The organism is Lysobacter antibioticus, assembly GCF_000731095.1.
GTDB lineage: Bacteria > Pseudomonadota > Gammaproteobacteria > Xanthomonadales > Xanthomonadaceae > Lysobacter > Lysobacter antibioticus_B.
Genome location: NZ_JMTZ01000021.1, coordinates 1 through 20,424, shown reverse-complemented (window position 1 = coordinate 20,424; position 20,424 = coordinate 1). Strand labels below are relative to the sequence as shown.

Genomic DNA, 20,424 nt, shown 5'->3' with positions numbered 1-20,424 from the left:
CGCTCGCTCAGCCCAACTGCTGTCCCAGCCAGGCCCGGGCGAAACGCAGGTCGCGTTCGACGGTCGGCACCGAGACTTCCAGCACGCAGGCGATCTCACTGTGCTCCATGCCGCCGAAGTAGGCCATCTCGACCGCCCGCGCCGAACGTTGATCGCGCTCGGCCAGGCGTTCGAGGGCATCGTGCAGAGCCAGCACGTCGAAGCCGACGGTCTGCCCGCCGTGCAGGTCGGCGTGCGACAAGGTCAGCATCACCGGCCGCGCGCCGCGCTTCGCCGCCGCTTGCGCACGCGCCTGATCGACCAACACCGCACGCATCTTCAGGGCCGCGAGCGCATAGAAGTGAGCGCGGTCCTGCCAATCGACCTCGCCGCCTATCAGGCGGATCAGGGCTTCGTTGACGAGCGAGGTGGGCTGCAGGGTGCGCTGACCGTTGCGCGCGCCCAGGCGCACCGCCGCCATGCCGCGCAAGGTGTCGTAGACCAGTGCGAACAAGCGGTCGCGCGAAGCGACGTCGCCGCCGCGCCAGTCATGCAGTAACCGAGTCAGATCCTCGCTCATGCGCGCTCTCCAACGCCGCTGCGCGGCCCCTGCGCCGCGGATGGTAGCCGAGTAGCGCGAACCGCGGAGACCAGGCGGTCACAGCTGCGACCAGTCGCGACGGCCGCCAGCGTACGGCAGCGCCAGCGCTGCGACGGGTTCGCGCACGAGCTGTGCCCGCTATCGGCCACGATCTACGCCGGCGCCGGCGCTACAGTGTCGCGCTGCGCCCCTTACGCCCGGACGCCATGCCGACAACCCGCGCCATCGAAGCCAGCGACCGCGAACGCATCCGCGCCTTCCTCGACCTGCGCTGGGGCGGCCCGACCATCATGCTCGACGGCCGCGCGATCAACGCCGCCGCCCTGCCGGGCTTCATCGCCCTGGATGCGGACGGCGCCATCGCCGGCCTGGTGACCTTGCTCGACGACGCGGCCCAATCGGAGATCGTCACCCTCGACGCGGTGCGGGCCCAGGCCGGCCTAGGCACGCGCCTGGTCGAACTCGCGGTCGCGCGTGCACGCGCACTGGGCCTGAGCCGGCTGCTGACCCGCACCACCAACGACAACCTCGATGCACTGCGTTTCTACCAGCGCCGCGGCTTCCGCCTGCACCGGCTCGTCGCCGGCGCCATCGATCTGGAACGCGAGGCCGACCCGGCCATCCCGTTGCTGGGGCGGCACGGCATCCCGCTGCGCGATGAGATCAGCCTGGTCAGGGTGTTGAGCGCGGACTGAAGGCAGGCATGGCGACAATGCTTCAGCGGGGCGGCGCCAGGCGCAGAAACAAGAAACCCGCCTGATGGCGGGCTCATCCCACAAAACAAGAAACCTGCCTTGCGGCGGGCTCGTACTTCACAGAAACAAGAAACCCGCCTTGCGGCGGGCTCATATAACAAGAAACCCGCCTTGCGGCGGGTTTCAGGTCGCCGATTCGAGCCGTTGAGCTGGAATCGGGCTTGGGTATGGCAGCCCCGGATGGATTCGAACCACCGAATGCCTGAGTCAGAGTCAGGTGCCTTACCGCTTGGCGACGGGGCTATAAAACCGATATTAACGCAAAAACGCGACGCGAAAAAAGAACTATTAGCGCTTCGAGAACTGCGTTGCGCGGCGAGCCTTGTGCAGACCGACCTTCTTACGCTCGACTTCACGGGCGTCGCGGGTCATGAAGCCTGCCTTACGCAGTTCGCCCTTCAGGGTTTCGTCGTACTCGACCAGTGCGCGGGCGATGCCGAGACGGATCGCGCCGGCCTGACCGGTGATGCCGCCGCCGGCGACCGTCACGTTGACGTCGAACTTGTCGGTCGACTGGGTCAGCTCGAGCGGCTGGCGGACGATCATGCGCGCGGTTTCGCGGCCGAAGAATTCTTCGATCGTACGCTGATTGATGGTGATCTTGCCGTCGCCCTTGCGCAGGAACACGCGAGCGGTGGAAGACTTGCGGCGGCCGGTGCCGTAATTCTGCTGGATAGCCATGGTCTTTACCTTAGATGTCGAGCGGCTGCGGCTGCTGGGCGGTATGCGGATGCTCGGAGCCCTTGTAGACCTTGAGCTTGCGATACATGGCGCGGCCGAGCGGATTCTTCGGCAGCATGCCCTTGACACCGATCTCGATGACGCGTTCCGGGTGGCGCTCGAGCGCCTGGCCCAGCGTCTCGCTCTTCAGGTTGCCGACGTAACCGGTGAACCGGTAGTACATCTTGTCCTGCAGCTTATTGCCGGTGACGGCGATCTTCTCGGCGTTGATCACCACCAGGTAATCGCCGGTATCGACGTGAGGGGTATAGACGGGCTTGTGCTTGCCGCGCAGGCGACGCGCGAGTTCGGAGCACAAGCGGCCGAGCGTTTTGCCCGACGCGTCGACGACGTACCAGTCGCGCTGGACGGTCTCGTTCTTGGCGGTAAAAGTCTTCATGACAACTCTTTATGTGGGCACAGTGGTCGGGCTGGTTCCGCCGTTTCCCGGTGCGGGAAGGGCGTCGGAACGTCGCCTCGCGTTGTGATTGCGGAACGAAAGAGGCGGAATGATAGCGGGCCGCCCGGGATCGTGCAAGCCTGGGTTTTGCCCGTGCTAGCATCGATGGTCATGCCGCACGACCGTCGCCCGCCCTCCGCCGACCCCCTGGTGGCTCTGGCCGACCGCTGCGTGCAATGCGGGCTGTGCCTGCCCTCCTGCCCCACTTACGGCCGCGACCGGCTCGAAGCCGAGTCGCCGCGCGGCCGGATTGCCCTGGCCCGGGCCTGGGCCCTGGACAGCATCGTCCCGACCCCGACCTCGGACGCTCATCTCGACCACTGCCTGGGCTGCCGCAGTTGCGAGTCGGTGTGCCCAGCCGGCGTGGAGTATGGCCGATTGCTGGTCCTGGCCCGCACCCGCCAACGCGATCGCCGGCCGCCGGCCTGGCGCCAACGGCTGATCGAAGGCCTGGCGGCGCGGCCGCGCTGGCTGGCGGCGGCGCTGTCCCTGTACCGGATCGGCCACCCCTGGCTGCCCGAGGCCTGGCGCTCGTTGCCGCGCCCGCCACGACGGCTGCCGATGCCCGCAACACGCCTCCAGACGGCCGGACAGGCCCGCGCCGGACTGTTCGTGGGCTGTGTGGCCGGTGCCTACGAAAGCGCCGTGCGCGCCGCCACGGTGCGGCTGTGCGCCTCGCTCGGCGTCGCACTCGACCCGGTCGCCGGCCAAGGCTGTTGCGGCGCCCTGCACGAGCACGCCGGCAACGCCGCCGCGGCCCAGGACCTGGCCCAGGCCAACCGCAGCGCCTTCACGGCCCACGCCACCGTCCTCAGCCTGGCCAGCGGCTGCCACACCGCGCTGGCGCATTCGCTCGCGCCGCAGACCCAAGTGGTCGACGCCATCGCCTATCTCGATCAGGCCGGCGCCGGCCTGCGCTTGCGCCCCTCCCATCAGCGCATCGCCGTGCACCTGCCCTGCACCCAGCGCAACGTGGTCAAGTCGGTCCCGGCCTTGCGGCGCTTGTTGGCGCGGGTGCCCGGACTGCAGGTGGTCGAACTCGACGCCGGCTACGGCTGCTGCGGCGCTGCCGGCAGCCAGATGCTGACCGACCCGGCGCGTGCGGCCGAATACCGCGCTCCGCTGCTCGAACAATTGGCGCACAGCGGCGCCAGCGTGCTGCTCAGCGCCAACATCGGCTGCCGCCTGCACCTGGGCGGCGGCACCGCGATCCCGGTCCAGCACCCGCTCGAATTCCTGGCCGGCCTGCTCGACGACGGCGCGGCCGGGCCGGCGGCCGATTAACCGACTTCTACGTCGGCCACGCCTTAGAATCGGCGCATGACGACCCGCGAACTCAGCCCTCTGGACCGCGTGCTCAGCGAAGCACAGCGCGCGCTCGATACCATATTCGGCGCCCCGGGCGCCGAACGCCCCAACCCCGCCGGCAACACCGCCGAACTGGTGCTCGAACCCGACGAGCGCCGCCATTCGGCCGGCCTGATGCGGATCAACCACGTCGGCGAGGTCTGCGCCCAGGCCCTGTACTGCGGCCAGGCCGCGGTCGCCCGCGACGAATCCACCCGCGGCCACCTGCTCGAAGCCGCCCAGGAAGAGACCGACCACCTGGCCTGGTGCGCCGACCGCCTGCGCGAACTCGACAGCCGCCCGAGCCTGCTGAACCCGTTGTGGTACGCCGGCAGCTTCGCCATCGGCGCCCTCGCCGGGCTGCGCGGCGACGGTTGGAACCTGGGTTTCGTGGTCGAGACCGAACGCCAGGTCGAGGCTCATATCGACGAGCACCTGCAGTCCCTGCCCGAAGGCGACCAGCGCAGCCGGGCGATCCTGCGGACCATGAAGGCCGACGAGGCGCGCCACGCCGAGAACGCCGAGGCCGCCGGCGCGCGCATCCTGCCGATGCCGGTGCCGGCCCTGATGGCGGCGGCGTCCAAGCTGATGAAGGCCGTGGCTTACCGGGTCTGAGTCGCCCTGGCGACGCCCCCGGACCTCTATGCCCTCACCCCGGCCTTCTCCCGTGAGCGGGAGAGGGGAGACGCGCCCCTGGCTGCAAAGCTTTGAGCCCCCTCTCCCGTTCACGGGAGAGGGTTGGGGTGAGGGTTCGCCCCTCCCGCCGCGCTGGCGACGGTCGCGGGCCTTCGCGCCCTCACCCCGGCCCTCTCCCGCAGGCGGGAGAGGGAGACAAGCGGCGCCGGCTCGGGGGCCGCGCCCGCCCAGCAACGAAAAAGGCCGGCTTTCGCCGGCCTTTTCGCATGCATCGCGCAGGGCTCAATCGACCAGGTTGCGGCCGTGGTAGAGCTCTTCGATCTCGCGGCGCAGGCGCGCCTCGATCTTCATGCGCTCCTTGAACGAGAGGTTCTTGGCCTTTTCCTCGAACAGGTAGGTGTCGAGGTCGAATTCCTTCAGGTGCATCTTCGTGTGGAAGATATTTTCCTGGTAGACGTTGACGTCGATCATCTCGTAGCGCGACTTGATGTTCTTCGCCAGGTAGTCCTGGATCGAGTTGATCTTGTGGTCGATGTAATGCTTCTTGCCCTTGATGTCGCGGGTGAAGCCGCGCACCCGGTAGTCCATCACCACGATGTCGGACTGGAAGCTTTCGATCAGGTAATTCAAGGCCTTAAGCGGCGAAATCACGCCGCAGGTGGCCACGTCGATATCGGCCCGGAAGGTCGCGATGCCGCTGTCCGGGTGAGTCTCGGGATAGGTGTGGACGGTGATGTGGGACTTGTCCATGTGGGCGACCACGGCGTCGGAGATGATCTCCTTGCCGGCCGCCTTCTTGTCGATCACCGGTTCCTCGGAGATCAGAATCGTCACCGAGGCGCCCTGGGGGTCGTAGTCCTGGCGGGCGATATTGAGGATGTTGGCGCCGATGATTTCCGCCACATCCGTGAGGATCTGGGTGAGGCGGTCGGCGTTGTACGCCTCGTCGATGTATTCGATATAGCGCCCGCGCTCGTCTTCCGAGGCGGCAAAGCAAACATCGTAGATATTGAACGAGAGGGCCTTGGTGAGGTTGTTAAAACCCTGCAACCGCAGGCGCGGCAACGGCTTGACCACTGTAGGAATATCCGGACGGACGGCGAGGGCCGCGATTATGAGGCAATTGGCCCCGGGGGGAAACGCAGCTAGGTTTTGGACTGCGTCGATTACAAAAGCGTGACCGTCTCTGCGCTTCCATCATCGCTCTCTATCGGACCGGGAGTTTCAGCGGCAGGATTTGCTCATGCGGCCGTATCGCCCTAAGCTCGGCCGAAAGCCAAAAGCCCATTCCCAATGTCCGCCAACCCGGTAGCCCCCTTGACTGCATTACGCAGAACCAATAGCCCGTTGTTGCCGGACGGCGCAACGATCGAACGCTTCCTGGCCCATTGCCACCGTCGTCGTTACCCGTCCCGCACGGACGTGTTTCGCCCCGGGGATCCGGCCAGCACGCTGTATTACGTCGTCTCAGGCTCGGTGAGCATCATCACCGAGGAAGAGGACGGCCGTGAACTGGTCCTGGGCTATTTCGGCCCCGGCGAGTTCGTCGGCGAGCTCGGCCTGTTCATCGAGAGCGACCATCGCGAGGTGATCCTGCGAACGCGCAGCACCTGCGAACTGGCCGAAATCGGACACGAGCGCCTCTACGACCTGCTGCTGACCCGGCTCTCGCTGGACGCGCCCAAGCTGCTGTATGCGATCGGCGCGCAGATTTCCCGGCGCCTGCTCGACACCAGCCGCAAGGCCGGCCGCCTGGCCTTCCTCGACGTCACCGACCGCATCGTCCGTGCCCTGCACGACCTTGCCAAGGAACCCGAGGCCATGAGCCATCCGCAGGGCACCCAGCTGCGGGTGTCGCGCCAGGAGCTTTCGCGCCTGGTCGGCTGCTCCCGCGAGATGGCCGGTCGCGTGCTCAAGAAGCTGCAGGCCGACGGCAAGCTGCACGCCCGAGGCAAGACCGTCGTCCTCTACGGGACCCGTTAAGGGCCCCGGTGGGACGCATCGCGCCCTCCTCCGGGACCGCACCGACGGTGCGGCTCGCGGAGCTGGGCGATGCCAGCGACGTCGCCGAGCTGCTCAGCCAGCTCGGCTATCCCTGCACCCGCGATGAGGCCATCGAGCGCATCGCCGTGCTGCGCGAAGACCCACGCCACGACCTGTTGTTGGCCGAACTCGACGGCCACGCCTGTGGCCTGATCGCCAGCCATACCCGCTATTCGCTGACCCGCGGCAACCTGCTGACCCGCATCACCGCCCTGGTGGTGGCCACGTCCTGCTATCGCCAGGGTATCGGCCGCCTGCTGCTGCGCGAGGTCGAGCGCCGCGCCCGCCGCGACGGGGTCGGCCGGGTCGAGGTCGCCAGCAACATCCGCCGCACCGACGCCCACGACTTCTACCGCGCCTGCGGCTATTCCGACGGCTCGTCGGTCAAGTTCGTGAAGACACTGGGCGATTGAAGCTCTGGGCCGCGGCCTGGGCGCATTCGTCTCAAGATCGAAACCCCGCAGCATCGGCTGGATGGCGGTCGCGGCTTGCGCCGCTCCTGCCCCAGAGCCGCGCAGCAAAGGGTAGGAGCGGCGCAAGCCGCGACCACGCTCTACCCCGTGTCGGCGAAAGCCGAATTCCAGCCGCCTACTTCGCCGCCGACGACACCGCGTCCCCGCCCCGCCCCGGGCAACCCCAGTTCAGGATGGGCGTGCCGGCCGGCAGCACACGCCGGAACATCTCCACGCGCGCGACCTTGGGATTGACCACCACCGGCTTGCGCGCGGCCTTGAGCAGCGGCAGGTCGGCGCTGCTGTCGGAGTAAGCGGCCTCGACCGGCCCGGTGAAGCCGGACTCGCGCAGCATCCGCATCTTCATTTCGGAATGGCAATGGCGGCTGGCGCCGAGCGCGCCCAGGCGCGGGCCGACCAGGGTGCCGACCACCGGCACGTCCTCGTGGGCGACGAAGGCCAGGATGGCGCGGGCGAGTTCCGGCGGCGCGCCCGTCGCGATCACCACGTGATCGCCCTGTTCGCGGTGGTGATGCAACACGTCGAGCGCGATCGGCAGCAACCGCTCGCGAATCTGCGCGGTGTGCAGGGCGACGTAGCGGTCGATCATCGCGTCGAGCGAGCCGACCCGGTGCATGCCGATGGTGCCGACCCAGACGAAGGCCGAGATGCCGAGGCGGCGCGTCTTCAGCCAGGCCACCATCGGCCCGGCGACCGGCGCGATCGCAAGCGCCAGCAGCATGCGCCACCACGAGCGCCTGATCAGCCAGGCGAACAGATGGCTGCCGGAGTCGCCGTCGTACAGGGTGTGATCGAAATCGAACACGATCAGCGGCGCGTCCGCGCGCACCGGCGGGAAACGCGCGGGACGGACCGCGCTCACGCCGCGAACAACCGCCGCAGCGCCGCGCCCGGGTCGCGTTCGCGCATGAAGCTTTCGCCGACCAAAAAGGTTTCGACGCCGGCGCCGCGCATTCGCTCCACGTCGGCCAAGGTGGCGATGCCGCTTTCGGTGACCAGGGTGCGGTCGCGCGGCACCGCGGCGCGCAAGGCGATGGTGGTGTCCAGCGAGACCTCGAACGTGCGCAGATTGCGGTTGTTGACGCCGATCAGCTCGCAATCGGTCTGCAACGCGCGTTCGAGCTCGTCGATGTCGTGGACCTCGACCAGCACGTCCATGCCCAGCTCCATCGCCAGGCCGGCCATCTCGATCATCGGCCCGTCCTCGAGCGCAGCGACGATCAGCAGGATCGCGTCGGCGCCGATCATGCGCGCTTCGTAGATCTGGTACGGATCGACGGTGAAGTCCTTGCGCAGTACTGGCAGTGAGCAGGCACCGCGGGCTTCGCCGAGGTAGGCGTTGCTGCCCTGGAAGAAGTCGACATCGGTCAGCACCGACAGACAGGCCGCACCGCCGGCCTCGTAGCTGCGGGCGATCTCGGCCGGCTTGAAATCGGCGCGGATCAGGCCCTTGGACGGGCTGGCCTTCTTGACCTCGGCGATGACCGCGGCTTCGTCGGCGGCGTGCTTGCGCTTGATCGCGTCGACGAAGCCGCGCGCCGGCGCCTGCGAGGCGGCGCGCGCGCGCAGGTCGGCGAGCGAACGCACCCGGCTGCGCTGTTCGATCTCCTCGTGCTTGCGCGCGAGAATGGTGTTGAGGATGTCGCTCATGCCTTGCCCTTGCTCCCGTACGCGCGCTCGACCTTGGCCACGCGCAACTCGAAATGTCGATACCAATGTTCGCGCCCGTAGGCGCGGGTGGCGGCGTGTTCGGCCTGCCGTTTCCAGGCGGCGATCGCCGCCTCGTCGGACCAATAGCTTACGGTGATGCCGAAGCCGTCGCTGCCGCGGGTCGACTCGACCCCGAGGAAGCCCGGCTGCTGCGCGGCCAGCTCGACCATGCGCTCGGCTGCCTCGCCGTAGCCGGCGTCGTCCCCGTCGCTGCGCTGCGAGCTGAAGATGACCGCGTAATACGGAGGTTTCGGTAGTTCGGCGAAGCTGGCGGACATGCTGGCTCCTGGGCTTGGTTCAAAAGGCGAAAGTCAAAGGCCAATCCCCCCTACCCCCCTTTTCAAAGGGGGGAACGGCAACAGCAGGAATTGGAAGGAACACGGCGACGCCGGAACATAGGCCCACGCCGCCACGTAAGCATTCCCCCCTGTTCAAAGGGGGAGTTAGGGGGGATTTGCTCGTCCCGCGCCCCATCACGCCCCCGCCAACTCCCGCGTCAGCGCGACGAACTCGTCGAGCTTGGCCCGCGCCGCGCCGGAGGCCAGCGCCGTACGCGCGCGCTCGATGCCGTCGGCGATGCTCTCGGCCACGCCCGCGGCGTACAGCGCGGCACCGGAATTCAGGGCAACGATCTCGCGCGGCAGGCCGTCGCGGTTCTCCAGCGCCTGCAGCAGCATGGTCTTCGACTCCGCCGCGTCGGCGACGCGCAGATTGCGGCTGGCCGCCATCGCGATGCCGTAGTCCTCCGGGTGCACCTCGTACTCGCGCACCACCCCATCGCGCAATTCGCCGACCAAGGTGCCGGCGCCGAGCGACAACTCGTCCATGCCGTCGCGCCCCCACACCACCAGCGCGCGTTGCGCGCCCATTTCCTGCAGCACGCGTACCTGGATGCCGACCAGGTCGGGATGGAACACGCCCATCAGGATGCTCGGCGCGTCGGCCGGGTTGGTCAGCGGGCCGAGGATGTTGAACAGGGTGCGTACGCCCATCTCGCGCCGCACCGGCGCGACCACCTTCATCGCCGGGTGATGCACCGGCGCGAACATGAAGCCGATCCCGGCGCGGTCGATGCACTGGCTGACCTGCTCGGGCTGCAGCTCGATCGCCGCGCCGAGGGCTTCCAGCACGTCGGCGCTGCCCGACTTCGACGACACGCTGCGATTGCCGTGCTTGGCCACCTTGGCCCCGGCGGCGGCGACCACGAACATGCTCGCGGTGGAAATATTGAAGGTGTGGGCGCCGTCGCCGCCGGTGCCGACGATGTCGACCAGATGGGCACGGTCGCTGACCTGCACCGGCCGCGCGAATTCGCGCAACACCGTCGCCGCGCCGGCGATTTCGCCGACGGTTTCTTTCTTGACCCGCAGACCGGTGAGGATGGCCGCGGTCATGGTCGGCGAGATCTCGCCGCGCATGATCATGCGCATCAGGTCGACCATCTCGTCGTGGAAGATCTCGCGGTGCTCGATCGTGCGTTGCAGGGCTTCTTGGGCGGTGAGAGGCATCGTGATTCGTGTCCTGGCAGGCGCGGGTCGCGCCACGGCGGTTTATCGGGTCAGGAAGTTCTTCAACAGCGCGTGGCCGTGCTCGGTCAGGATCGACTCGGGGTGGAACTGCACCCCCTCGACCGGATGCTCGCGATGGCGCAGGCCCATGATCTCTTCGAAGCTGCCGTCCTCGTTCTCGGTCCAGGCGGTGATCTCGAGCGAGTCGGGCAGGCTGTCGCGCGACACCACCAGCGAGTGATAGCGCGTGGCCTGGTAGGCGTCCGGCAGGCCGGCGAACACGCCGCGGCCTTCATGGCGGATGCGCGAGGTCTTGCCGTGCATGATGGTCTGGGCGCGAATCACGTCGCCGCCGTAGGCCTGGCCGAGGCTCTGGTGACCGAGGCAGACACCGAGAATCGGCACGCGCGGGCCGAGCTCGCGGATCACGTCCAACGACACGCCGGCATCGTTCGGCGTGCCCGGCCCGGGCGAAATCATGATGCGTTCCGGCGCCAGCCGGTCGATCTCGGCCACGCTCAGGTCGTCGTTGCGGATCACCTTCACTTCCGCCCCGAGCGCCTGCAGGTACTGCACGAGGTTGTAAGTGAAGCTGTCGTAGTTGTCGATCATCAGAACGGACATGACGCGCCTCGAATGCGGGGAATACCGGAAAGCTGCGCGATCGCGGGCCATGGGCCCGCCATCGTGCCGGTGACGTGTTGCGGGAGATGCAGCGCACTCGCCTGCGGCCGTGCGCAGCGGTACGGCCCGGCCGCGCTCACAGGCGACAGCCCGCGATTATCCCGCCTCGATGAGGCCGCAGACAGGGGTCGGGGCTGGAAAAGCGCTCCCGCGTCGGGGAGGCCTCGGCCACGCTGGGCGGCCGAAGGGTATTTGCCGCGATTGGCGGCCGAAAGGTACTTGCCGCGCTCAGCGGCCGGAAAGCATCGAATCGTAGGCGGGGTCACGCAGGGAGTCCTCGTAGGGCGGCAGGAAACGGACGACGGCGGCACGCCACCATCGCCAAGCCTGGCCGGCTTTCGGGGAGTTCTGCGGGATTGCGCGAACGATCATGCGGCTACTGTAACCGCTGGACGCCGGTCTGTGCGAGGGCGCCCGGATCGGCCCCATCGACGGGCAGCGGCCGGGCCCGGGCCGCCGTCGAGGCAAGGGCCGCGGCCCCTGGCGATGGCCACATCGGCCCGGAGCCCGCTTACTCGCGTCCGCAGGGAATCGGCTTGAATCCGAAGTATTCGGCCGCGCCGGTATCGTCCTGCCTGACGAAGTGGCAGCCGGTTTCGGCGTCGCATTCGCCGGCATGGATCGCCAACCGCCAGCGCACCGCCGGCGACTCGCCGCAGTACACGCCGGTACCGATGCGCACGAAGACGATCGTCCACAGGCCGGCCGCCAATGCGGTCGCGATCGCGATGCCGGTTGCCCATCGCCACCGGCTTCGCGGCGCGCCGGGCCGATTGAGTGTGGATGCCGACATGCCTGGGCTTCGATAGCGCGGCGAAAGGCACGCGAGCGCGCAGCATAGCCCGAGCACCGCCATCGCACCGCGCATCGGTCTGCGCGACTCGCGACCACAGATGCGCGGCCCCTGCCCCGAGTGTGTGCCAGTTGGCAATAGCAAGAAACGACGCAGTCTCGGACCGGGCCGACCGATAGCGTGAGTTCCGCCGGCCGCTCTGCGCGGCATCGCTCCGGCAGTTCCGTTGCGCTCCGCAACCCGATCCCTACTGAAGGATGGACGTCATGCACGCTCCACGTTCCTCGTTACTTCGCTGCGCGATTCTGCTGGCGGCCTTGGCCATCGTCCCCGCCGCGATCGCGCGCGGCCCGGACCGGATCCGCTCGCCGCTACTGGCGCCCGGCGATGCCGCCGCCTCGGCGCTGTGTTATCCCTTCGTACAACCGAGCCCGCAAGCCCTGCGCGCGTCGGGCAAGAAAGTGTTCGCCTGGTACTTCCCGCCGTTCCAGCTCTCGACCCACAACGAGCTCGACAGCAAGAACTGGTACGAACGCTGGCTCAGCCCGACCGGCGCCAGCAGCGGCAACCTGGAGTACCTCAGCACCGGCGGACTGCTGCGCGATCGCCCGCTGCCGATGCCGAAACGTCCGGAGCCGAACTGGAAACAGCTCAACTTCGAGGTCGAGATCCGCCAGGCCATCGCCATGGGGTTGGACGGTTTCATCCTGGAAATGTCGTACCGGCAGGCCCATTCCGACGACCGCTTCAACCGCGTGCGCGACATGCTGGCCGCGGCCAAGGCGGTCGACCCGGAGTTCCGCATCCTGCTCGCGCCCGGCTTCCCGAAGGGCGCGCAGGACACGCCGGAGGAACTGGCGCAGACCCTGCTGGCGGTGATCGACCATCCCTCGGTGTTTCGCTTGCCCGACGGCCGCGTGCCGCTGGCGACGTTCTCGCCGGAGCGGCCGGCCAAGGACGGCGGCAAGCCGATCCTGTGGTGGCAACAATTGCTCGACCTGCTGCGCGCGCAAGGCGTCGAGCCGGCCTGGTATCCGATGTTCCTGTCGCGCACGGCGATGAACTCGATCCCGAACCTGGCCGAGTGGCGCGCGACCATGGCCGGCTATTCGATCTTCGAAGGCAAGACCGCCAGCCAGGCCGCCTCCAACGTCAGCGAAGCGGTGGATGCGCGCAAATACGGGCTGGACTGGATGGCGCGGGTCGCGTTCCAGGACATGCGCGTGCGCAAGAGCGCCGAGAAGGTCGAACTGCGCCATTGGGAGTCGTCCAACAGCGTCACCCTGCGTGCGCTGTTCGAGAAGGCCATCGAGAGCGATGTGCAGATGGTCAATATCCTCACCTGGAACGACTACGGCGAAACCCAGGTCGCCCCCTCGCGCGATCGCGGCTACGCGGTCACCGACTTGCTCGCCTACTACACGACCTGGTTCAAGACCGGCCAAGCACCGCCGATCGCCCGCGATGCCTTGTACTACTTCCATCGCAAACACCGGACCGACGCGCCCTACGACACCGCCAAACAGACCGCCGGCCCTTTCACGATTCCGTTCGGGCCGGTCGCCGAGAACCAGGTCGAATTGCTTGCGTTCCTGACCGAACCCGGCCTGCTCAGCATCCGCCAGGGCAGCGATCTACGGACCTTGCCGGCCGCGGCCGGGATGACCTCGTTCAAGGTGCCGCTGGTCGCAGGCACGACGCCGCAGTTCGAGCTGAGCCGCGGCAATCAAGTGGTCGAGTCGTTGACCAGCGCAACGCCGGTGCACGCCTCGGTCGACTACCAGGACATGACCTACTACGCCGGCGGCAGCATCGAGTGCGCGCGTCCGCTGTAAGCCCGGCGACGGCCGCTTAGCTGCATGATCGTCTCCAGCGCGATGCGGACATCGCGCTGGAGACGCTATCGGCGGCAGTCAGCGAGCACTCGGCTCGGTCGGCAGCACCAGCGTGACCCGCAATCCCGGCGTGTTGTCGCCAAGACCGACCTGGCCGCCGTGGCGCTGCACGATCGCGCGCACCAGGCTCAGCCCCAGGCCGGTGCCGGGCGAGCCGCGATGCGATTCCATGCGCTGGAACCGGTCGAACACTCGCTCGCGGTCGGCTTCGGGAATGCCGGGGCCGCGGTCGTCGATCCGCACGACCAGAGCCTGGCGCTCGCGCTGCAGGCTCAACGCAACCTCGCTGGCAGCGGGCGCGTACTTGACCGCGTTGTCGAGCAGGTTGACCAACATCTGGAACAACTGATCGGCATCGCCGCGCATGCGCGACTCGCCCGAACCGGCCAGGTTCGCGCTGAGCGCGATGCCACGTTCGGCCGCGATCGGCGTGTACAGCTCGACCGCATCGCGCACCAGTTCCGACAAATCCAATACCGGCTCGTCGTGCACCGGCGGCTGTGCTTCGATCCGCGCCAGACGCAGCAAGGCGCCGAACGAGTGCAGCAGTTGGTCGGTTTCGCCGATCGCCGCGTCGAGCTGAGTACCGGCTTCGCCCGCGTCCTGGCGCCGGCGCAGCTCTTCGAGACGGTTGCGCAGGCGCGTCAACGGCGTGCGCAGGTCGTGGGCGATATGGTCGGTCGCATGGCGCACGCCGCCGAGCAATTCCTCGATGCGGTCGAGCATGCCGTTGAAGCGGCGCGCGAGCCGGTCGAAAGCGTCGTCGCTGCCGTCGAGCCCCGCGCGCAGGCCCAGCTCGCCACTGCCCACGCGCACCGCGGTATCGTCGAGGTGACGCAGCCGGCGCGAGACCCAACGCGAGGTCAGCCAGCCGATCAGAGCGCCCAGGGTGGCCGCCACCAGCAAGGCCGCCAACGCGGTGCGCAGCATCAGGGCGAGAAAACGATCCTGGCTGCGGGTGCGGGTGCCGGTCAGCAAAGTGGTGCCGTCGGGCAAGCGTTGCAGTTGCGCGACCACCCGCAGGTCGCCGTCCGCGCCGTGTTCGGTGAACTCGATCCAGCGCGCGCCTTGGCGATGCCTGGGCAGGTCGCGGTAGTCGCCGGCGACGACACGGCCGTCTGTGGCCGTCAGCGCATACACCGCATCCGGGTCTTCATCGGTGGCGATGCGTTCGCGCAACTCGCCGAGCAAGGCGGCGCGGCCTTCGTCGCGATACACCTCGACCAGGCCGGCGGCGTCCACCCGCACCAGCTCGCGCGCATCCTGGGTCAGCATCGCCGAGACCGCGTAATGCACGCCGATGCCGAGCAGCACGAAGGCGAGCAGGAACGAGGCGGTCACCGCCAATGCCAGGCGCGCGCTGGTCGAGCGCGGGCTCATGCGCATGTGTCGTGCCCGCACGAAGCGTAAATCCCCCCAGCTCCCCTTTTGCAAAGGGGGGAGTTCAGGGCGCCAGGATTCGGCGCGAATGTATGCAATGCGCTCATGCGCCGAGCCGATAGCCCGCACCGCGCACGGTGTGCAGCAGCGGCCGCGCGTGGCCCTGGTCGATCTTCTGGCGCAGGCGGCTGATGTGCACGTCGATGACGTTGGTCTGCGGGTCGAAGTGATAGTCCCAGACCGCTTCCAGCAACATGGTCCGCGTCACCACCCGCTCGGCCTGGCGCATCAGGTACTCGAGCAGGCGGAATTCGCGCGGCTGCAGCTCGATGCGTTTGCCGCCGCGACGCGCCTCGCGGCTGAGCAGGTCGAGTTCGAGATCGGCCACGCGCAGCCGGGTGGGTTCGCTGCCGCCGGCCTGGCCGCGGCGCAGGATGCTGTCCAGGCGCGCGCTGAGCTCGGCATAGGCGAAGGGTTTGACCAAGTAGTCGTCGGCGCCGGCGCGCAGGCCTTCGACACGGTGGTCGACCTCGCCCAGCGCGGTCAGCAATAACACCGGCGTGCGGTTGCCGGCGCCGCGCAAGGTTTGCAGCACGACCAGGCCGTCGAGCCCGGGCAGCATGCGGTCGAGCACGATGCTGTCGTAGCGCTCGGTAGTGGCCAGGAACAGGCCGTCCTTGCCGTTGCCGGCGTGGTCGACGGCATGACCGTCCTCGCGCAGCCCCTTGGCGATGAAGCCGGCGGTGTGGGGATCGTCTTCGACGAGCAGGACGCGCATGCCGACTCCGGGATCGCGGGCGGTGCCTGGGGCGGGAGAGAAAAAGGATACCCCGCCGGCGCGAGCCGGCGGGGCATGGAACCCACGCCGACGATGCGTGGGGCTCGGGGGAGCGGGCGAAGGATCAGTTGGCGGCGGGCGCCGCGGCGGAAGCGGTCTTCGCCGCCTTCTTGGCCTGGTGATGCTTGTGCTTGACGGTCTTGGCGGCGGGGGCGGCGCTCGAAGCGGACGTCGCCGGCGCGGCGGCGAACGCGGAACCGGCGAACGCGGTGAGAGCGACGGCGATCAGGGCATTGCGGACGTTCATGAGTGGGCTCCTGGAAACGATTCGGTTGGGATTCCTGCCGGTGGGGGCGTCCCCATCGCGAAGACAGGTTGCGCCGCCGGGCCTCGCCGCGAGCTTTCCGCCGCATGAACTTTTTTTAATGTGGCGCGGCCGATGCATTCGGCCGTCATCGGCGGCATCGCTGCGGCTGTCGTCGGATGCGCCGCGGACGGATGCCGAAACCACACGAGAGAGGCTGTGACCGGCGGCTCGCCCACGCTAGGATCGAGACGAACGCCGAAGCGTGACGTCCCGCCGCGCCGTTACCGGCGAAAGCCACGGACCTTAGGAGCCGCCCCATGATCTGTCGCATCTGGCATGGCCGTACCCACGCCTCGCAGGCCGATGCCTACGCCGCCTTCCTACAGCAGCGCGCAGTGGCGGATTACCGTTCGGTGCCCGGCAATCTGCAGGTGCAGATCCTGCGGCGCGAAGACGGCGAGGTGACTCATTTCCTGACCGTCACCCACTGGGAATCGGAAGCCGCGATCCGCGCCTTCGCTGGCGAGCACCTGCTGCAAGCCAAGTACTACGACGAAGACCTGGATTTCCTGCTCGAATTCGAGCCGCTGGTGCAGCATTACAGCGTGGTGTGAGCCCGCTCGATCAGTCGGGCCTGCGAAAGCGCCAGCGCAGCTCTTTGTAGGAGCTGCGTAAGCTGCGACCGCGACATGTCGCCGACCGGCGCGGGTCGCGGCTTGCGCCGCTCCTACCCCAAAGCGGATTCGCGCGACCGGGCGTTAACGACGACAACGGCAGCGCAGCTTCTTGTAAGAGCTACGCAAGCTGCGACCACGACATCTCGCCGACCGGCGCGGTCGCGGCTTGCGCCGCTCCTACCCCAAAGCGGATTCGGGCGACCGGGCATGAACGACGACGACAGCAGCGCAGCCCTTTGTAGGAGCTGCGCAAGCTGCGACCGCGACATCTCGCCAACCGGCGCAGCTCGCGGCTTGCGCCGCTCCTACCCCAAAGCGGTTTCGGGCGACCGGGCATAAACGACGAAAGCGCCAGCGCAGCTCTTTGTAGGAGCTGCGCAAGCTGCGACCGCGCCATCTCGCCGACCGGCGCAGGTCGCGGCTTGTGCCGCTCCCACCCCAAAGCGGTTTCGGGCGACCCGGCATGAACGACGACAACGGCAGCGCAGCTCTTTGTAGGAGCTGCGTAAGCTGCGACCGCGACATCTCGCCAACCGGCGCAGCTCGCGGCTTGCGCCGCTCCTACCCCAAGGCGGATTCGGGCAACCGGGCATTAACCGACGAAAGCGCCAGCGCAGCTCTTTGTAGGAGCTGCGCAAGCTGCGACCCTGGCACCCCTCCGACCGGCGCAGGTCGCGGCTTGCGCCGCTCCTACCCCAAGGCGGGTTCGCGCGGTTCCTACAACCCGCGCGCAGCCTCGCCCACGGCACGGAACAGGGCGCGGCCCTTGTTCATCGTCTCTTCCCATTCCTTCTGCGGGTCGGAGTCGTAGACGATGCCGGCGCCGGCCTGCACGTGCAGGCGGCCGTCCTGGATCACGGCGGTGCGGATCGCGATGGCAGTGTCGGCGTCGCCGTGCCAGCCGATGTAGCCGACCGCGCCGGAATAGACATTGCGCTTGATGGGTTCGAGCTCGCGGATCACTTCCAGCGCGCGGATTTTCGGCGCGCCGCTGACGGTGCCGGCCGGGAAGGTCGCGCGCAGCACGTCCATGTAGCTCATGCCCGCCTTCAGACGGCCGGTGACTTCGCTGACGATGTGCATGACGTGGCTGTAGCGCTCGATCACGAACTGTTCGCCGACTTCGACCGTGCCCGGTTCGGACACGCGGCCGACGTCGTTGCGGCCGAGGTCGATCAGCATCAGGTGCTCGGCACGTTCCTTCGGGTCGGCCAGCAATTCGGCTTCGAGCGCATTGTCTTCCTCGACCGTCTTGCCGCGCGGACGGGTACCGGCGATCGGTCGCACCGTCACCTCGCCGTCCTGCAGGCGCACCAGGATTTCCGGCGACGAGCCGACCACCTGGGTGCCGCCGACATCGAGGAAATACATGTACGGCGACGGATTCAAGGCCCGCAGCGCGCGGTAAACGTCGACCGGCCGCGCCTTGAACGGCACGCTCAGGCGCTGCGACAGCACCACTTGGAAGATGTCGCCGGCGCGGATCAGTTCCTTGGATTTCTCGACCGCGTCGATGAAACCTTCGCGGGTGAAACCGGATACGAAATCGCCTTCGTCGAGCCCGGCCGGGTCGAGCGTCTCCGGATAACTCGCGCCGCCGATACGCAGCCGGTGCACGAGCTGGTCGAGTCGGCGGTTGGCGCGGGCGAAGGCCTGCGGCTCGCGCGGGTCGGCGTGGACGATCAGGTACAGACGACCCTTGAGGTTGTCGAATACCGCGATCTCCTCGCTCTGCATCAACAGGATGTCGGGGGTGCCGAGCTCGTCCGGCTTGTTGTCTCCGGTCAAACGATGCTCGATGTACTGGATGCACTCGAAACCGAACCAGCCGACCAGGCCGCCGGTGAACCCCGGCAGGCCGTCGATCTTGGGTACTTGGTATTCGGTGCGCAGGCGTTCGACCTCGGCCAAGGGGTCGTCGACGACGCGGCTGTCGACCAGCTCGCCGTGCTCGGTGACGAACAAGGTGTGGCCGGCGAAGGCGTACACGCGCTGCGCGGGCAGGCCGATGATCGAGTAACGGCCGAAACGTTCGCCGCCCTCGACCGACTCGAACAGGTAAGTGTGCGGGCCGTCGGCGAGCTTGAGATAGACCGAGAGGGGGGTGTCGAGGTCGGACAGGACCTCGCGAACGACCGGAATACGGGTGTAGCCGTTAGCGGCCTGTTGCTGGAAGAGTTCGTGCGAAATCACGCGGCAGTTCCTTCATGGACGAGTGGGCAGGAGCGACGATGGCCGACGGCCACCATCGCCAACCCACGTCGGCACAAAGGAAATGCGGGTTCGCCCAGGCTTTCATGGCCGCTACTGTAGCCGCTTCATCGGCGCGGCGCGACGGCCTCAGCCGGCGGCCGCCCGCGACGATCCTTGTAAGGTCGGCGCCATGGCCGACAGCAGCGGGCAGGCGACCGGCAGGTGCATGCGCACCCGCCCGGCCACGCAGTCGATGCGGAAGTGATGCGAGCACACCGGTTCGCCGTCCAGGTTGAGGGTCAACGCCCGCGCCGATTCGATCTCGACCCAGCGCAACTGCACCCGGGTGGCGACGCGGTCGAGCGCGGCATGCTTGCCTTCGGTCAACAGGGTGCGCACGGTCGCCCCGACTTCGCCGGACAGGTCGGGCACGACGGTGACATCGAGCAGGCCGTCGTCGATCAGCGCGTCCGGGCACAGGGCCTGGCCGCCGCCGGCCTGCTTGCCGTTGCCGATACCCAGGGCGATGAAGTCGCCCTCCCACTCGAATCCCTCGCCGTGGATACGTGCGCGCATCGTTTCGATACGGCCGAGCTTGGAAATGCCGGTGACCAGATAGGCCAGGCCGCCGAGCATCTTCTTGAGGCCGGCGTCGGTCTCGATGGTGACCTGGGTGCCGAAACCGCCGCTGGCGAGATTGGCGGCCCAGTGCACGCCGTCGGGCGCTTCCAGACGGATCAGGTCGATCGGCTGCGGCGGCCGGCGTGCGATCAGATCCAGCGCCTGCGCCGGATCGGCCGGGATCAGCGCGGCGCTGGCGAAATCGTTGGCGGTGCCGAGCGGCACCAGCCCGAGCGAGGGCAGCGCGTCGGCAGCTTCGTCGCGATGGGCCAAGGTGGTCGCGACCTCGCTGAGGGTGCCGTCGCCGCCGGCCGCGATGAGGGTATCGACGCCGTCGGCGATGGCTTCGGCCACGTAGCGCTCGGCGTCGCCGCCCTCCCAGGTGACGCGGACGTCCAGGTCGATGCCGCGCTCGCGTATCGCGACCACGGCCTCGCGCAAGTCATCGTCGCCGGCCGATTTGCCGTTGAGAATCAAGCGCCAACGAGGCTTGGGCATGGAGAAGTGAGTCCCGGACGGAGCTCGCGAGGCTAACAGCCTTAGGGGAACTACCGGTGAACACCGGCGTGGCGGCGGATATCGGACCGTCGACGCCCGTTCCACGGACATCCGAATCCGCCACTTTTGTCACACACCGGTCACGGTTGATCCGGAGTATAGGAGGCCATATCAGGGACGACGGGCGGAGGCTGGATTGCCTCCAATTATTCCTGGACGCGGGCCGCAAGGCCCGCGTCCTTTTGCTTTGGGCGGCTGTGTCGGGGTTGAACACCCTGCACCAATCGCTGTCGCCCCGCATCGTCGGCTATTGCCGTTGCCGTTGCCGTTGCCGTTGCCGTTGCCGTTGCCGTTGCCGTTGCCGTA

The 20,424-nt window shown here is 67.9% G+C and carries 22 protein-coding genes and 1 tRNA gene; 7 read left to right on the top strand and 16 right to left on the bottom strand.

Annotated features, from left to right (window positions below; genetic code table 11):
• Positions 1–7 precede the first annotated feature (7 nt).
• Complete coding sequence (locus EX88_RS0108120) at positions 8–559, bottom strand: ECF-type sigma factor (RefSeq protein ID WP_031371499.1); 552 nt, start codon at positions 557–559, stop codon at positions 8–10.
• Between the two features lie 227 nt (positions 560–786).
• On the opposite strand from EX88_RS0108120, the gene EX88_RS0108115 reads away from it, so the two are divergent.
• Positions 787–1,275 (top strand): GNAT family N-acetyltransferase, encoded by a 489-nt coding sequence (locus EX88_RS0108115; RefSeq protein WP_031371498.1) that lies wholly within the window; start codon positions 787–789, stop codon positions 1,273–1,275.
• A gap of 228 nt (positions 1,276–1,503) precedes the next feature.
• On the opposite strand, the gene EX88_RS0108110 is transcribed toward EX88_RS0108115, so the two are convergent.
• The 3 genes from EX88_RS0108110 to rplM all read right to left on the bottom strand — a co-directional run bounded on the left by EX88_RS0108110 (position 1,504) and on the right by rplM (position 2,455).
• Positions 1,504–1,578, bottom strand: a tRNA-Gln gene (locus tag EX88_RS0108110).
• 45 nt (positions 1,579–1,623) lie between these two features.
• Positions 1,624–2,016, bottom strand: coding sequence for a 30S ribosomal protein S9 (rpsI, locus tag EX88_RS0108105; RefSeq protein ID WP_031371497.1), 393 nt, complete (start codon positions 2,014–2,016; stop codon positions 1,624–1,626).
• Between the two features lie 10 nt (positions 2,017–2,026).
• Positions 2,027–2,455, bottom strand: a complete 429-nt coding sequence (gene rplM / locus EX88_RS0108100; protein WP_031371496.1) for a 50S ribosomal protein L13 — start codon at positions 2,453–2,455, stop codon at positions 2,027–2,029.
• Positions 2,456–2,626: 171 nt separating this feature from the next.
• On the opposite strand from rplM, the gene EX88_RS0108095 reads away from it, so the two are divergent.
• Entirely contained in the window at positions 2,627–3,799 is a 1,173-nt protein-coding gene (locus tag EX88_RS0108095; RefSeq protein WP_161786087.1) for a (Fe-S)-binding protein, read from the top strand.
• A gap of 36 nt (positions 3,800–3,835) precedes the next feature.
• On the top strand, positions 3,836–4,477 hold the full coding sequence (coq7, locus tag EX88_RS0108090) for a 2-polyprenyl-3-methyl-6-methoxy-1,4-benzoquinone monooxygenase (protein WP_031371494.1): 642 nt from the start codon (positions 3,836–3,838) through the stop codon (positions 4,475–4,477).
• A 303-nt stretch (positions 4,478–4,780) separates the two neighbouring features.
• Here the strand turns inward: coq7 and speD are convergent, their stop codons facing one another.
• Complete coding sequence (gene speD, locus EX88_RS0108085; RefSeq protein ID WP_031371493.1) at positions 4,781–5,575, bottom strand: adenosylmethionine decarboxylase; 795 nt, start codon at positions 5,573–5,575, stop codon at positions 4,781–4,783.
• Positions 5,576–5,791: 216 nt separating this feature from the next.
• Here speD and crp point away from each other — a divergent pair, with 216 nt between their 5' ends.
• Entirely contained in the window at positions 5,792–6,481 is a 690-nt protein-coding gene (gene crp / locus EX88_RS0108080) for a cAMP-activated global transcriptional regulator CRP (RefSeq protein ID WP_031371492.1), read from the top strand.
• Between the two features lie 47 nt (positions 6,482–6,528).
• Entirely contained in the window at positions 6,529–6,954 is a 426-nt protein-coding gene (locus EX88_RS0108075) for a global regulator CLP-associated N-acetyltransferase (protein WP_031371491.1), read from the top strand.
• A 175-nt stretch (positions 6,955–7,129) separates the two neighbouring features.
• On the opposite strand, the gene EX88_RS0108070 is transcribed toward EX88_RS0108075, so the two are convergent.
• The 6 genes from EX88_RS0108070 to EX88_RS25840 form a co-directional block, all read right to left on the bottom strand.
• On the bottom strand, positions 7,130–7,876 hold the full coding sequence (locus EX88_RS0108070; RefSeq protein ID WP_031371490.1) for a haloacid dehalogenase-like hydrolase: 747 nt from the start codon (positions 7,874–7,876) through the stop codon (positions 7,130–7,132).
• Positions 7,873–8,664: an indole-3-glycerol phosphate synthase TrpC gene (gene trpC / locus EX88_RS0108065; RefSeq protein WP_031371489.1), complete on the bottom strand. Its 792-nt coding sequence runs from the start codon at positions 8,662–8,664 to the stop codon at positions 7,873–7,875. Before trpC ends, EX88_RS0108070 begins: the two co-directional genes overlap by 4 nt.
• Entirely contained in the window at positions 8,661–9,002 is a 342-nt protein-coding gene (locus EX88_RS0108060; RefSeq protein WP_031371488.1) for an antibiotic biosynthesis monooxygenase family protein, read from the bottom strand. Before EX88_RS0108060 ends, trpC begins: the two co-directional genes overlap by 4 nt.
• A gap of 195 nt (positions 9,003–9,197) precedes the next feature.
• On the bottom strand, positions 9,198–10,232 hold the full coding sequence (gene trpD, locus EX88_RS0108055) for an anthranilate phosphoribosyltransferase (RefSeq protein ID WP_031371487.1): 1,035 nt from the start codon (positions 10,230–10,232) through the stop codon (positions 9,198–9,200).
• Between the two features lie 42 nt (positions 10,233–10,274).
• Positions 10,275–10,856 carry an anthranilate synthase component II gene (locus EX88_RS0108050; RefSeq protein ID WP_031371486.1) on the bottom strand — a complete coding sequence of 194 codons (582 nt, stop codon included), beginning with the start codon at positions 10,854–10,856 and terminating at the stop codon, positions 10,275–10,277.
• Between the two features lie 571 nt (positions 10,857–11,427).
• Positions 11,428–11,784 (bottom strand): hypothetical protein, encoded by a 357-nt coding sequence (locus tag EX88_RS25840; protein WP_152566163.1) that lies wholly within the window; start codon positions 11,782–11,784, stop codon positions 11,428–11,430.
• Positions 11,785–11,975: 191 nt separating this feature from the next.
• On the opposite strand from EX88_RS25840, the gene EX88_RS0108040 reads away from it, so the two are divergent.
• Entirely contained in the window at positions 11,976–13,544 is a 1,569-nt protein-coding gene (locus EX88_RS0108040; protein ID WP_161786085.1) for an endo-1,3-alpha-glucanase family glycosylhydrolase, read from the top strand.
• A gap of 78 nt (positions 13,545–13,622) precedes the next feature.
• Here EX88_RS0108040 and EX88_RS23605 read toward each other — a convergent pair whose 3' ends face one another.
• From EX88_RS23605 to EX88_RS25835, 3 genes are all read right to left on the bottom strand, one after another.
• A complete protein-coding gene (locus tag EX88_RS23605; protein ID WP_161786084.1) occupies positions 13,623–14,984 on the bottom strand; it encodes a sensor histidine kinase in 1,362 nt (453 codons plus the stop codon).
• 103 nt (positions 14,985–15,087) lie between these two features.
• A complete protein-coding gene (locus tag EX88_RS0108030) occupies positions 15,088–15,762 on the bottom strand; it encodes a response regulator transcription factor (protein ID WP_031371482.1) in 675 nt (224 codons plus the stop codon).
• Positions 15,763–15,886: 124 nt separating this feature from the next.
• On the bottom strand, positions 15,887–16,069 hold the full coding sequence (locus tag EX88_RS25835; RefSeq protein ID WP_031371481.1) for a hypothetical protein: 183 nt from the start codon (positions 16,067–16,069) through the stop codon (positions 15,887–15,889).
• A 317-nt stretch (positions 16,070–16,386) separates the two neighbouring features.
• Between EX88_RS25835 and EX88_RS0108020 the strand changes: the two genes are divergently transcribed.
• Positions 16,387–16,683, top strand: coding sequence for an antibiotic biosynthesis monooxygenase family protein (locus EX88_RS0108020; protein ID WP_031371480.1), 297 nt, complete (start codon positions 16,387–16,389; stop codon positions 16,681–16,683).
• Between the two features lie 780 nt (positions 16,684–17,463).
• On the opposite strand, the gene trpE is transcribed toward EX88_RS0108020, so the two are convergent.
• Together trpE and yegS are read right to left on the bottom strand one after the other, a co-directional pair.
• Positions 17,464–18,939, bottom strand: coding sequence for an anthranilate synthase component I (gene trpE, locus EX88_RS0108015; RefSeq protein WP_031371479.1), 1,476 nt, complete (start codon positions 18,937–18,939; stop codon positions 17,464–17,466).
• Positions 18,940–19,086: 147 nt separating this feature from the next.
• Positions 19,087–20,058, bottom strand: a complete 972-nt coding sequence (gene yegS / locus EX88_RS0108010) for a lipid kinase YegS (protein ID WP_051884728.1) — start codon at positions 20,056–20,058, stop codon at positions 19,087–19,089.
• Positions 20,059–20,424: the final 366 nt, after the last annotated feature.

Excerpts from the sequence above, each read along its gene's own strand:
- EX88_RS25840 (WP_152566163.1), bottom strand. The coding sequence starts at position 11,784 with ATGCGCGGTGCGATGGCGGTGCTCGGGCTATGCTGCGCGCTCGCGTGC.
- EX88_RS0108095 (WP_161786087.1), top strand. The coding sequence starts at position 2,627 with ATGCCGCACGACCGTCGCCCGCCCTCCGCCGACCCCCTGGTGGCTCTG.
- EX88_RS0108020 (WP_031371480.1), top strand. The coding sequence starts at position 16,387 with ATGATCTGTCGCATCTGGCATGGCCGTACCCACGCCTCGCAGGCCGAT.
- EX88_RS25835 (WP_031371481.1), bottom strand. The coding sequence starts at position 16,069 with ATGAACGTCCGCAATGCCCTGATCGCCGTCGCTCTCACCGCGTTCGCC.
- yegS (WP_051884728.1), bottom strand. The coding sequence starts at position 20,058 with ATGCCCAAGCCTCGTTGGCGCTTGATTCTCAACGGCAAATCGGCCGGC.
- crp (WP_031371492.1), top strand. The coding sequence starts at position 5,792 with ATGTCCGCCAACCCGGTAGCCCCCTTGACTGCATTACGCAGAACCAAT.
- EX88_RS23605 (WP_161786084.1), bottom strand. The coding sequence starts at position 14,984 with ATGAGCCCGCGCTCGACCAGCGCGCGCCTGGCATTGGCGGTGACCGCC.
- EX88_RS0108115 (WP_031371498.1), top strand. The coding sequence starts at position 787 with ATGCCGACAACCCGCGCCATCGAAGCCAGCGACCGCGAACGCATCCGC.
- rpsI (WP_031371497.1), bottom strand. The coding sequence starts at position 2,016 with ATGGCTATCCAGCAGAATTACGGCACCGGCCGCCGCAAGTCTTCCACC.
- EX88_RS0108060 (WP_031371488.1), bottom strand. The coding sequence starts at position 9,002 with ATGTCCGCCAGCTTCGCCGAACTACCGAAACCTCCGTATTACGCGGTC.
- rplM (WP_031371496.1), bottom strand. The coding sequence starts at position 2,455 with ATGAAGACTTTTACCGCCAAGAACGAGACCGTCCAGCGCGACTGGTAC.
- EX88_RS0108120 (WP_031371499.1), bottom strand. The coding sequence starts at position 559 with ATGAGCGAGGATCTGACTCGGTTACTGCATGACTGGCGCGGCGGCGAC.
- trpC (WP_031371489.1), bottom strand. The coding sequence starts at position 8,664 with ATGAGCGACATCCTCAACACCATTCTCGCGCGCAAGCACGAGGAGATC.
- EX88_RS0108030 (WP_031371482.1), bottom strand. The coding sequence starts at position 15,762 with ATGCGCGTCCTGCTCGTCGAAGACGATCCCCACACCGCCGGCTTCATC.
- coq7 (WP_031371494.1), top strand. The coding sequence starts at position 3,836 with ATGACGACCCGCGAACTCAGCCCTCTGGACCGCGTGCTCAGCGAAGCA.
- EX88_RS0108040 (WP_161786085.1), top strand. The coding sequence starts at position 11,976 with ATGCACGCTCCACGTTCCTCGTTACTTCGCTGCGCGATTCTGCTGGCG.
- trpD (WP_031371487.1), bottom strand. The coding sequence starts at position 10,232 with ATGCCTCTCACCGCCCAAGAAGCCCTGCAACGCACGATCGAGCACCGC.
- EX88_RS0108050 (WP_031371486.1), bottom strand. The coding sequence starts at position 10,856 with ATGTCCGTTCTGATGATCGACAACTACGACAGCTTCACTTACAACCTC.